Source organism: Sphingobium sp. AS12 (genome assembly GCF_019097845.1).
In the GTDB taxonomy this organism is placed as follows: domain Bacteria; phylum Pseudomonadota; class Alphaproteobacteria; order Sphingomonadales; family Sphingomonadaceae; genus Sphingobium.
Map to the genome: position 1 here is coordinate 59,191 of NZ_JAHRGM010000019.1, position 12,742 is coordinate 71,932.

Here is a 12,742-nt window from a genome sequence, read left to right on the forward strand (position 1 = left end):
TGGAGGGAATGACGTGTCGATAGAAGAATTGCGGCTGGACCAAACCATGCCGTGTGATTGGCGGAGTGGACGATTTTTGGGAAGGATCGATCCGGGCTGCGGACCGGTGCCTATCATGGTGCGTGACGGGATGGCCTATGACATGTCGCATGTCGCACCCACCGTTTCTGCGCTGATCGCTACGCGGGCGTTTGTCGGCGGCACGCTGATCGGGGACGCCGCGTCGATTGATCCTGCTCAGCTTCTCTCCCCCATCGACCTGCAATGCGTCAAGGCAGCGGGTGTAACCTTTGCCGTGTCCGCGCTGGAGCGGGTGATCGAAGAACAAGCGCGCGGGGATCACACCGCCGCCGCTGCCGTGCGCGAACGGCTGGAAGCAGCGCTTGGCGGCAGCATCGGATCGGTCGTGCCGGGATCGCCCGAAGCCGCAGCATTGAAGGCCGCTCTGATCGAAAGTGGCATGTGGTCGCAATATCTGGAAGTCGCGATCGGGCCGGACGCGGAAATTTTCACCAAGTCGCCGGTGTTGTCCACGGTTGGGGTGAATGCCCCAATCGGCGTGCGGTCGGATTCTACCTGGAACAATCCAGAGCCGGAAATTGTACTCGTGGCCGATTCGCAAGGGCAGGCGGTTGGCGCGACGCTCGGCAATGATGTCAATCTGCGCGATTTTGAGGGGCGTTCCGCTCTGTTGCTCGGCAAGGCGAAGGACAATAACGCCAGTTGCTCACTCGGCCCGTTGATCCGCCTGTTCGACGGTGATTTCACGATGAACGATGTGCGCAATGCGGATGTGGCCCTGACGATCCGGGGCGCCGATGGCTATCTGCTGGAAGGCGCAAGCACGATGCGTGAAATCAGCCGCGATCCCGAAAATCTTCTGGCGCAGGCGATGAGCGAACATCAATATCCCGATGGTTTTGTGCTGTTCTGCGGTACATTGTTCGCGCCGACGCAAGACCGCGACGATGTCGGTCGGGGATTCACCCATAAACCAGGCGACGTGGTGACGATTTCCAGCGCGCGCCTTGGCACATTGATCAATACCGTCACCACGTCACGCGACGCCCCGCCATGGGGCTTTGGCATTGGCGATTTGATGCGCAATCTGGCGGCCCGCGGGCTGCTGGCAGCATGACACCGACAGGAACCAATATGTTACAGCAGACAAGCACGAACCCGACCCGTGCGATTTACGGCAGCCTACAGGACAAGAGCGTAATCATCACCGGTGGTGCGTCCGGCATCGGCGCCGGGCTGGTCGAGGCGTTTGTCGCACAGGGTGCCAGGGTCGGTTTTGTCGATATTGCGGAAGACGAGGGCGCGGTGCTGGCCAATCAGTTGACCAGCACCGCGCGCCACGCGCCCGTGTACCGTTATTGCGATCTGACCGATCTTGACCAGCTTGGCGCAACGATGGCGGCGCTGGAAAGCGCGCTGGGCGGCGTCGACATCCTTGTCAACAACGCCGCCAATGACGATCGGCACACGATCGATGATGTCACGCCTGCGGTGTGGGAAGATCGACTGAACGTCAATTTGCGCCACCAGTTTTTTACCGCCAAGGCGGTGATCCCGGCGATGAAGCGTGCAGGCGGAGGCGCTATCGTCAATTTCGGGTCTATCAGCTGGCATCTCGCGCTGCCCGACCTGATCCTGTATCAGACATCGAAGGCCGCCATTGAAGGGATGACCCGCGCGCTCGCCCGCGATCTTGGCCGGAGCAACATTCGTGTGAACACGATTGTGCCGGGCAATGTTCAAACGCCACGACAGGAACGCTGGTACACGCCAGAGGGTGAGGCTGAAATCGTCGCTGCCCAATGCCTTGATGGTCGCATCCAGCCTGCCGATGTTGCCGCGCTGGCACTGTTTTTGGCGTCTGACGACGCGCGCATGTGTACCGGACACGACTATTTCGTTGATGCCGGTTGGCGCTGATGCAGGTGACCACTGGTCGCTACCCGGCATCCCCGTCACCCAGGCCAACAACTGAGCGTCCGCCAGAGGCGTGAGGATAAAGAGAGGAATTTTTCATGGAGCCGGGGCAGGTCAACAAGGCGCTCATTACGCTGGTCGTCGCCGTTGCGACGATTGGCGGGTTTATGTTCGGGTATGATTCGGGCGTTATCAACGGCACTCAAAAGGGGTTGGAAGCCGCATTCGATCTGGGCCGCCTGGGTATCGGCATCAATGTCGGCGCGATTCTTGTCGGGTCATCGATCGGCGCCTTTGCAGCCGGGCGATTGTCTGACCTGATCGGACGACGCAACACGATGATGATTGCCGCTGCGCTATTCGTCATTTCCGCGTTGCTGGCAGGTGCTGCGGCATCGTCGGCGATTTTCATCTTTGCACGGATCATCGGCGGGTTCGGTGTCGGCGCAGCCAGCGTCACATCGCCAGTCTATATTTCGGAGGTCACCCCTGCAAATATTCGTGGTCGCATGTCCAGCATCCAGCAGGTGATGATCATTTCAGGCCTTACCGGCGCATTCGTCGCGAACTTTGCGCTGGCGCGTTATGCGGGCGGATCGACGGCGATTTTGTGGGCCGGTTATGAAGCGTGGCGCTGGATGTTCTGGTTACAGGTCGTTCCGGCCGCAATCTATTTTGTGGCGCTTTTCTTCATACCCGAAAGCCCGCGCTATTTGGTCGTGAAAGGCCGAGACGATGAAGCGCAAAGCGTCCTGACCCGCCTGTTCGGTGCGGCTGAAGCCAAACGCAAGGTCAGCGAAATTCGCGACAGCCTTTCCGCCGACCACCACCGCCCCACATTGTCCGACCTGATCGACAAGCGCACCAAAAAAATCCGCCCTATCCTGTGGATCGGCATCGGCCTCGCCGTGTTCCAGCAACTGGTCGGCATCAACGTCGTGTTCTATTACGGCGCGACCTTGTGGGAAGCGGTCGGCTTTACCGAGGATTATGCGCTTCAGACCAACATCCTGTCGGGCGTGCTGTCGATCGGTGCCTGCCTTTTGGCCATTGCGCTGATCGACAAGATCGGACGCAAGCCGCTGCTGCTGATCGGATCGGCCGGTATGGCGGTGACGCTGGCGGTGGTCGCATGGGCATTTTCGACCGCCGTCAGCGATGCCGGCGGCGCAGTATCGCTGCCGGGCCATTCGGGCGTGATCGCGCTCGTTGCAGCAAATTTGTACGTGATCTTCTTCAACGTGAGTTGGGGTCCGGTCATGTGGGTTATGCTGGGTGAAATGTTCCCGACGCAGATTCGCGGATCGGCACTGGCCGTTGCGGGATTTGCCCAGTGGATCGCCAACGCGGTGATTTCAGTCAGCTTCCCCAGCCTCGTTGTATCGCCCGGCCTTTCGCTGACCTATGTCGGCTATGCCATCGCGGCGGCGGTGTCCTTCTTCTTCGTCAAGACGATGGTGCAGGAGACTCGCGGGCGCGAATTGGAGGCGATGGAAGGATGAGATTTGCCGTCGGGGGCTGTGTTGTTGGCCGGATTGTTAAATGCGCACCGGCGGGCGTTGACGGGGTGCGGCATCGGACTGACGACGGATCAGCGTATAATCGAGCGTCATATGCCGTATCACTGCTTCGCCGCGTTTGCCGCGTAACATGCCGACAAGCATTTCCACGGCAGCGCGAGACATATCGGCGATCGGCTGGTGAATCGTCGTCAGTTCAGGCCAGATCGTCGTCGCAAGCGCGCTGTCGTCGAATCCGCATACGGTGAGGTCGCCCGGCACGTCGAGCCCGCGACGATGGGCGACCGCGACGGTTGCCGCCGCCATATCGTCATTGCTGGCGAAAATCGCGGATGGCGGATTTTCAAGCTCAAGCAGTTCGTCCGCTGCGTCCAGGCCCGACCGATATGTGAACAGGCCATCCGCAACCAGTTGCTCGTCAAATGCGCGGCCCGCTTCCGCCAGTGCCGCGCGATAGCCTTCCAGCCGTCGGCCGCTCGCGGTCAGATTGGGGTTGCCCGCGATAAATCCGATCCGCACATGGCCCAGGCCGATCAAATGACGCACCATCGCCTGCGCCGCGCCCCGGTCATCTATCGAAATTGCAGCGCATTGGGGCGGTGGACAGCCAGTAGCGACGACTACGGTCGGCACAGAGGCGCCAATCAGAATGTCGAGGACAGCGCGCGAATCGCACAAGGGCGGCGGCAGGATGACGCCGTCTATTCCGCTGCTGATCATCCGTTCGACCACCTCGCGCTCATGATCGCCCAGTTCGCATTTTTCGACCACCAATTGGACGTCGGACCGCCCGGCCTGGTCGAGACTGCCGACGAGAAATTCGCTGAGATAGGCGGCGGACGGGTTGGAATATAGCAGTCCCAACCGCAGTTGCGATGCACCCGCAAGGCTGCGCGCCGCGCGGTTGGGTGCAAAGTTGAGCTGATCGATCGCCGCCTTAACCGCATCGCGTGTCGAGTTGCGGACGTTGCGTTCTGCATTGATGACGCGCGAGACGGTCATTGGCGACACACCCGCGAGTCGCGCGACGTCGGAAATCGTCGGCGCACCGGTCTGTCGTGATGTGCCCTCACGAGGCTTCCGTGTCGATCCTGTCATGCCGCACCTGTAGCAGGAGACCGCGCCAAGAAAAGCGATCTGCGACAATCTTCCATGAAATTAATGATAGCGATACCAAAAATGTCGCTTTAAGAAGCAGATCATAAAATGAGGAGGGAACGCTATGACACGTCTGGCACCATGGACTCTGGTCATGTTGATGGGCATGACCGGAGCAGTAGCCACCGCGCAGGTTGCGCATCCCGATCAATGGCCGAAAGCAAAAAGCCGCGGCCTGGTCGATTCGTCGACCGAGGCCAGGATTACCGCGCTCATGAAGCGCATGAGCCTTGAAGAAAAAGTCGGCCAGATGATTCAGGCGGACATTGGCGCGATTACGCCAGCGGATCTGCGGCGTTACCCACTCGGTTCGATCCTGGCGGGCGGCAGTTCCCCACCGATTGGCAGCCCGGATCGTTCGCCAGCCGCGCCATGGATCGCCACCAGCCGCGCATTCAACGCGGTGGCCCTGGAGCAGCGCCCCGGCCATGTCGCGATTCCACTGATGTTCGGTGTCGATGCGGTGCATGGCAATAATAATGTGATCGGTGCGACGATCTTCCCGCATAACAGCGCGCTCGGTGCGATGCGCGATCCGGCGCTGATCCGTCGCATCGGCGAAGTGACCGCACGCGAAACCGCAGCTGCCGGGATCGACTGGGCATTCGGTCCCACACTGGCCGTCCCGCAGGATGACCGGTGGGGTCGCACTTATGAGGGTTATTCGGAGGATCCGGCGGTCGTTGCGTCCTATGCCGCCGCGATGGTCGAAGGATTGCAGGGGAAGCCCGGCGCATTTGGCATCCAACGCGGGCAGGTCGCGGCATCACCCAAGCATTTCCTTGGCGATGGCGGCACGACGGACGGAATCGATCAGGGCGATACAGCAGTCGATGAAGCGACCCTTATCAAGGTACACGCTGTCGGCTACCCGCCCGCGATCGACGCCGCTGCGATGACGGTCATGGCCAGCTTTTCCAGTTGGAATGATGCCAAGATGCATGGCAACAAGACGCTGTTGACCGATGTGTTGAAAGGCAGGATGGGCTTTGACGGCTTCATCGTTGGCGACTGGAACGGTCACGGGCAAATTCCCGGCTGCACCAATATAGATTGCCCCGCGACCTTCAACGCAGGGCTGGATATGGCGATGGCACCCGATAGCTGGAAGGGTCTGTTTGACTCGACCCTCGCCGCCGCCAGGGCTGGTACGATATCGACGTCGCGGATCGACGATGCGGTGCGTCGCATCCTGCGCGTGAAGATGAAGCTGGGACTGTTCGACGCCGGGCGTCCGTGGGAAGCGAAAAGTGACACGATCGGGTCGCCAGCCCATCGTGCGGTCGCGCGTGAGGCGGTGGCCAAGAGCCTCGTCCTGCTGAAGAATAACGGTGTCCTGCCGTTAAAGGCCAGCGCTAACATTCTCGTCGCGGGTGATGCGGCAGATGACATTGGACGCCAATCGGCAGGCTGGACCCTGTCATGGCAGGGCGATGGCAACACCAATGCCGATTTCCCCGGCGCAACATCTATCTATGCCGGAATTGCCGCCGCAGCCAAGGCTGGCGGAGGCACCGCCACATTGTCGCCCGATGGCCGCTTTTCCACCCGGCCCGATGTCGCAATCGTGGTCTTTGGCGAAACGCCCTATGCCGAAATGCGCGGCGATGTGCGCACCCTGGAGTTTGAGGCAGGCGACAAACAGGCGCTTGCCCTGTTGAAAACGCTGAAGGCGGCGGGCGTGCCGACGGTTTCGGTGTTCCTGTCGGGGCGGCCTTTGTGGGTCAATCCGGAACTCAACCAGTCGGATGCGTTTGTCGCCGCATGGTTCCCAGGGTCTGAAGGCGCAGGAGTTGCCGATGTTTTGATCGGCGATAGCGATGGCAAGCCCCGCGCTGATTTTACCGGCAAGCTGGCCTATAGCTGGCCCAAGACGGCGGGCCAGTTCGTGTTGAACAAGGGCATGGCAGGATATGATCCGCTGTTCGCATTTGGCTATGGCCTGAACTATGCAAAGGGCGCGACCGTGCCTGTGCTGAGCGAAGTAGCCGGGGTCGATGCAAGCCTGGCCAATACCAGCCTGTTCTTCGCGCGCGGCAAGGTTCCGGCCCCGTTCAGTTTGACGGTCGATGGCGGGGTGCAGCGGAGCGCAGTGGACAGCGCCACCACGCAGGAAGGCGCGGTCCAGTTTGCCTGGACACAGGCCGGGACAGCGCGGATCACCGGGCCGGAACTGGCGCTGGTGCGCGAAGTCAATGCCGACCTCAATTTGCAGATAACCTATCGCACGATCGCCGCGCCGACCGGTCCGGTCACGCTGTCGCTGGGCGGCGGCAAGGTCGAGATTGCGCCGATTGTCGGCGCATCAAACGGGTGGCAGATGTTGCGCGTGCCACTCAAATGCTTCCGCGAAAAGGGCGGAAAGATGGACGCGGTAACTGAACCGTTCGCGCTGTCGGCAACCGCGCCGTTCACCATCGCGATTTCCGATCTGCGTCTGGCCACGGACCCTGCTGGCACGGTGTGCCCCTGATGCATGGTCCAACCCGACGCGCGGTGATCACGGCGATGGTCGCGACAACGCTGGCCGCGCCGTTGAAGGCGTATGCAGCGACGCCGGAGACGATAGATATCTGGCCCGGCAGGGCACCCGGCGCGCCGGGGAAGATGCCTGTGCGCAAAATAGAGCAGCGTTCAGATGATCCGGCTTTCAACGATCGCTGGATCACGGGTGTCGATCGACCAACGCTGTCCGTGCGTCGCCCCGCCAACCCCAATGGCGCGGCGGTCATGCTGATTCCCGGCGGCGGCTATGGTTTTCTGTCATGGGATAATGAGGGCGAAGAACAGGCGCGCTGGCTGAATGGGCGGGGTGTGACCTGTTTTATCCTGACATATCGTCTGCCCGGCGAAGGCTGGGCAAACAGGGCTAGCGTACCGCTCTCCGATGCGCAGCGTGCAATGCGGTTGATTCGGGCCAATGCGGCGGCATTTGGCGTCGATGCGAGCCGCATATCGGTAATGGGCTTTTCGGCGGGCGGGCATCTGGCGGGCAGTCTTGCGACGCGCCATGCCGAACCATCCTATACGCCGGTCGACGCCGCCGATCGTCTGTCGGCCAGACCAGACCTGGTTGCGCTCATCTATCCAGTGATCAGCATGGTAGCGCCGTTCACCCATGTCCGATCGCGCGACGCGCTGCTGGGTGCGGGGTCGATCGAAGAGCAACAACGCATCGCTTCGATCGAGCATGGTGTCGGCGCGGACATGCCGCCCGCCTTTCTGGTCCATGCCAGCGACGATGGGCTGGTGCCGATCACCAACAGTCTGGCGCTGTATCAGGCAATGCTGGCGGCGCAGCGGCCGGTTGAACTCCATGCTTTTGACCAGGGCGGACACGGCTTTGGCGTGCGGTTGCCCAAGACGGTGCCGGCGTCAGCATGGCCAGAGTTGCTGATCGCCTATATGCGCCGCACTGGGATGATGGAAGTATGAAGCGGATCGCCCTGCTGTTGCTCGCTGGCGCGATCGTCGCGACCGATGCGCCGCCCTATCGCAATTCGCCTGAACGGCGCACGGTCGTCGAAACCAGAGACTGGGGCGAGTGGGCAGGGCCGTTCCGGGCCAAGCTGGTGCCATCCATGATGCAGGATTTTGGCGAGCGCTACATCTACGCGCCCGCCAATGCCGCGCTGCCACCGCCGGTCAAAGGCGTACAGCGTGTCGTATTCCTGGGCGATTCGATCACCGATCAATGGAATTTGGCGCGCGATTTTCCGGGCATGCCCTATGTCAATCGCGGCATCAGCGCGCAGGTAACGGCGCAGATGCTGGTGCGGTTTGAACAGGATGTGGTCGCGTTGCAGCCGACGGCGGTGGTGATCCTGGCTGGCACCAACGACGTGACGGGTTTCCTTCAGATCGAGACGCCGGAAACGATCATAGCCAATATCAGCGCGATGGCCGACATTGCCGATGCACGAGGCATTCGTGTCGTGATCGGCGCGCTGCTGCCGGTGAATGATTATAACGAGAATGCCCGCTATGTGGTGAAGGAGCGTCCGCCAGCAACATTGCGCGCCATCAATGCCGGGTTGCGCGGCCTGGCACGGCGACGGGGCTATGCCTTCGCCGATTATGAAATGGCGCTGGTGGATGCGCACGGATTATTATGTGCCGCATGTAGTGGCGACGGCCTGCACCCCAATGATACGGGGTATGCGCGCATGCGCCCAATAGTCTCCGCAGCGATCGCGCAAGCCATAAACGCCCTCCACCATCCTGCAAAGCTGCGCGGTCGACCCGATCGATAAGGCAGCCAGAGCATCAGGATGTCATTGCCCAGACAAGGATCATGCACAGGAGTAGAATATGGAGATTGCCCATATTGCCACAGGTCATTCTTCTAGGGTTGCCCTTCATTTGCGGCGTATCATGCTGATATCGTCCTGCATTTCGTCAATGCTCGCGATATCGACGCCGGCGTCGGCGCAAATGCCAGAAGCAACGCCGCCGAGCAGCGCGACCACCGCCATCGCTTTTTCCAACCAAATGTCGCCAGGATGGAATCTGGGCAATGCGCTCGAAGCGCTGGCGCCAAGCGGGAAAGCAACGACATCGCAAGAAGGTGCGTGGGGGAATCCACCGGTCACGGCCGCATTGATGAAAGCGGTCTATGCCGCCGGTTTCCGCAGCGTGCGTATTCCCGTTTCGTGGAGCCAATATACGACAGGTGACAATCAGATCAGCGATGCCTGGTTCAAACGTGTGGAACAGGTGGTCGGATTTGCGCGGAAAGCCAATTTGTACGTGATCATCAATGTGCATTGGGACGGCGGCTGGTTGCAGCCGACCAATGCCAACCGCGACGCGGCGAACGCCAAGTTGGCGTCGTTCTGGACCCAGATTGGAACCCGGTTCCGCGATTATGACGATCATCTGCTATTCGCAGGCATTAACGAAATTGCGGTCAAGGATGTTTACACCGCACCGACTGAAGAAAATTGCGCCGTTCAGAACGGCTTTAACCAGGTGTTCGTCGATACCGTGCGCGCAACTGGCGGCGGGAATGCGTTTCGATATCTCGTGGTACAGGGATATAATACCAATATCGATCATACGGTCGGGTGCAATGCCACCCTGCCGCGCGATATCGCCAGCGACAAGTTGATGATGGAAGTGCATTTTTATGATCCTTATGATTTCACGCTGAATACCAGCAGCAAAATCTGGCAATGGGGCGTCATCACCACCGACAAGAGCGCTGCCCAACCATGGGCGGATGAAAAGCATGTCGATATACAATTCGAGAAGATGAAAACGCTGTTCGTCGACAAGGGCGTACCGGTGTTGCTGGGGGAATATTCGGCCAGTCTGCGGGCGGAATATGACCCGACGGGCAAATACCGAAACTATTGGGATGCCTATGTCACACGATCGGCCCGCAAACATGGCATGGTGCCCTATTATTGGGACAGCGGCTATGTCGCTAACCACCAATCCGGTCTGTTCGATCGCGCGCGATCGACCAAAGCGTTCCCCGGATTGATCGCAGCGATCACCGATCTTGGCAAATAGCCGACCGTCCATCGCACACCAGCGATAGCCACGGCACGAAAAGATTGCGGTAACAGAGCCGCCACCAACCTATGTCTCATCGCACAAAAAAATGCTGGTCCGGTGCATAATAAATATGTTGGCAGCAACGCTGCAACACCGTAATGATAGCGATAACGCAAAAGCTGAAGCACATGTCGGTGACATGATGCAGGCAAGTGTAAATGGGGAGGGTGAGAGATGAAAGTGTTGCACAGCAATCCGCGGCGCCATTGGGGCGCTATGTTGCGGATTGGCGTATCCACCGTTGCTTTGGCGGCCACGGGAATCGCGGCGCCGGTGGGCGCCGCCGAGCTTCAGGCCAATTCGGCGTCAGGCGCCGCGCCACAGGCCAGCAGCGATACGGGCGATTCCAGCATTGTTGTGACCGGACGGCGTGAAGCGCTGCAAAAGGCCGATGCCCGCAAGCGCAATAGCGAAACCATCATCGATTCGGTTGTCGCCGATGACGCGGGCAGATTGCCCGACAATTCCATCACCGAAGTGCTGCAACGCGTTTCAGGTGTCACCATAGTGCGATTCGCAGCGCTGAACGATCCCGATCACTTCTCGGTCGAAGGGTCCGGCATTCAGGTCCGCGGCCTGACCGGTGTTGCATCGCGTCTGAACGGCCGCGAAGTGTTCAGCGCCAGCAACGGGCGCGCGCTTCAATTTGCCGATGTGACGCCTGAATTGATGGCGGCAGTGGATGTCTACAAGGCATCCACCGCAGACCTGATCGAAGGCGGTACAGGCGGGCAGATCGATCTGCGGACCAAATTGCCATTCGACTTTTCGGGCGGACTGCATGTCGCGGCCACTGGCGATCTTAGCATGGGCGATCTGGCGAAGAAGGCAGACGCATCGGGATCATTCCTGGTCAGCCACAAATGGCAGACGCCACTTGGTGAAATCGGCTTTCTGGGCGATGTCGCCTATAGCCGGTTGAGCTCCAACTCACATTTCTTCCGCGTCGAACCCTATTTCCGGACCAGGCTGAGCGGCACGGATTATTATGTGCCGGGCGGCTATACTTATGGTGAAGAGCAGTTCCAGCGTACCCGGACGGGCATTTACGGTGCGGTTCAGTGGGCGCCGGCGGATTCGCTGACTCTTACCGGCACGTTCTTCCAGTCACGCTATAAGAACAGCTCTGGCGACTGGGGGGCTTTCGTGGCTTCGCAATCTCTCGCCGTAGATCCCGCGAACAGCGAGTTCGATGCCAATAACGTCCTGATTTCATCGCCATCCTTCTTCAACCGTGACCCTAACAGCTTCAATCCCGCTGGGCCGATTACCAGCGGCGGTAACAAGGGTGCGTATGAGAGCAAGACGACAACGCGCGATTACTCGCTCAGCTTCAACTGGGCGCCAACCGACAGCCCGTTTGCTGTAAAGGGTGCGATTCAGCGTGTGTCATCGTCGCGAATCTATGATCGCCTGGACGTTTTCCGCGACGTGTCGTTCCCATCGGGTTTCGGCCTTGATCTGAGCGGCGACCTGCCCGTGGTGTCGTTGCCGGCCGGGGCGCAGGCAACCTTCTCTGATCCAGCCAATTATTTCTGGACGGCTTCCATGCCGCACAATGAAGATAATAGCGGGCGGCTGGATTCGGCCCAACTCGACGCAGAATATAAGTTTGAAGACAGTTTTTTCCGGTCGATCAAGGTTGGTGGCCGTATTGCCGAGCGCAAAGAGCGCGATTTCGACAATGGCTACGCCTGGGCAGCGCTGGGTCGTGGTTGGAACGGCGATCCGCAGTTGACCTATGCCAACGCAGCACCCGGCGACGTCGAAACGCATATCTTCAAAAACTTCTTCCATGGTCAGGCAGTATTGCCTGCTCATCTCATGTTCCCCACCGATGACCTGGTTCGCCGGTTCAACCGGCCGCAATTGACCGCTTCCCCACCGGCCGGTTTCTGCGCGCCGGGTACGGAATTTAATTGTTCGGCATCAGGACCACTGCCCCAGACAGGTTACGGCGGCGGCGCTGGGAATCCGCCATTTGTGCAGACCGACCATAGCACAAAGACCACCGCCGCTTACGCGCTCGTGCGTTTTGGTGCGCCCGACGGTCGCGGCATTGCCGGTAATGTTGGCGTCCGCATTGTCCATCTGGAAAATGAGGGCAGTGGTATGATCCAGCAAAATGGCGCAACCTTCATCCTCAATGGACAGACGCTTACGCTAGCCAGCGGATTTGTGCCGCGTTCTGGAAAAGCATCCTTCACGCACGTTCTGCCATCTGTGAATTTCGATTATTCACCCACTAGCGACATGAAGATTCGTGCTGGTTACAATATCACGCTCGATCTCCCGTCTTTCCAGGCGCTGCGTGCGTCGGGTTCAGTGGGTGTCGCTACGACGGCCAACCCCGCCAGCACGCCGGGCAATAACCTGCCGGGCATTTTTACCAACTTTACGGCGGAAACAGGAAACCCGCTTCTGAAGCCTACGCTCTCTAAGGCCTGTGGACAATTAGGGGATTCCCTTTTCCGCGCAGATCGGATTCAAGACTGGCGAAGGGAGCGCCATCTTGGATCGACACGGATTAAGCGACGAGCAGTGGGAGCGGGTCCGTCCGTTTC

9 protein-coding genes are annotated in these 12,742 nt (G+C 59.9%); 8 read left to right on the forward strand and 1 reads right to left on the reverse strand.

Features of this window, described 5'->3' with window-relative positions; all coding sequences use genetic code 11:
• Positions 1–46: 46 nt before the first annotated feature.
• The 3 genes from KRZ98_RS07575 (at position 47) to KRZ98_RS07585 (ending at position 3,440) form a co-directional block, all read left to right on the forward strand.
• Positions 47–1,138 (forward strand): fumarylacetoacetate hydrolase family protein, encoded by a 1,092-nt coding sequence (locus KRZ98_RS07575; RefSeq protein WP_217673048.1) that lies wholly within the window; start codon positions 47–49, stop codon positions 1,136–1,138.
• A gap of 17 nt (positions 1,139–1,155) precedes the next feature.
• Positions 1,156–1,941, forward strand: coding sequence for an SDR family NAD(P)-dependent oxidoreductase (locus tag KRZ98_RS07580; RefSeq protein ID WP_217673038.1), 786 nt, complete (start codon positions 1,156–1,158; stop codon positions 1,939–1,941).
• Between the two features lie 95 nt (positions 1,942–2,036).
• A complete protein-coding gene (locus tag KRZ98_RS07585) occupies positions 2,037–3,440 on the forward strand; it encodes a sugar porter family MFS transporter (RefSeq protein ID WP_217673039.1) in 1,404 nt (467 codons plus the stop codon).
• A 36-nt stretch (positions 3,441–3,476) separates the two neighbouring features.
• Here the strand turns inward: KRZ98_RS07585 and KRZ98_RS07590 are convergent, their stop codons facing one another.
• Entirely contained in the window at positions 3,477–4,556 is a 1,080-nt protein-coding gene (locus KRZ98_RS07590) for a LacI family DNA-binding transcriptional regulator (RefSeq protein WP_037488174.1), read from the reverse strand.
• 154 nt (positions 4,557–4,710) lie between these two features.
• On the opposite strand from KRZ98_RS07590, the gene KRZ98_RS07595 reads away from it, so the two are divergent.
• The 5 genes from KRZ98_RS07595 to KRZ98_RS07615 all read left to right on the forward strand — a co-directional run.
• Complete coding sequence (locus KRZ98_RS07595) at positions 4,711–7,089, forward strand: glycoside hydrolase family 3 protein (RefSeq protein ID WP_254798189.1); 2,379 nt, start codon at positions 4,711–4,713, stop codon at positions 7,087–7,089.
• 35 nt (positions 7,090–7,124) lie between these two features.
• A complete protein-coding gene (locus KRZ98_RS07600; RefSeq protein ID WP_254798190.1) occupies positions 7,125–8,051 on the forward strand; it encodes an alpha/beta hydrolase in 927 nt (308 codons plus the stop codon).
• The gene (locus KRZ98_RS07605; protein ID WP_217673042.1) at positions 8,048–8,869 is read left to right on the forward strand and encodes a GDSL-type esterase/lipase family protein; all 822 of its coding nucleotides are present in this window, start codon (positions 8,048–8,050) and stop codon (positions 8,867–8,869) included. Before KRZ98_RS07600 ends, KRZ98_RS07605 begins: the two co-directional genes overlap by 4 nt.
• 58 nt (positions 8,870–8,927) lie before the next feature.
• On the forward strand, positions 8,928–10,133 hold the full coding sequence (locus KRZ98_RS07610) for a glycoside hydrolase family 5 protein (RefSeq protein WP_217673043.1): 1,206 nt from the start codon (positions 8,928–8,930) through the stop codon (positions 10,131–10,133).
• Between the two features lie 219 nt (positions 10,134–10,352).
• Positions 10,353–12,742, forward strand: a 2,390-nt coding sequence (locus KRZ98_RS07615; RefSeq protein ID WP_217673044.1) for a TonB-dependent receptor, incomplete at its 3' end; no start/stop codon positions are given.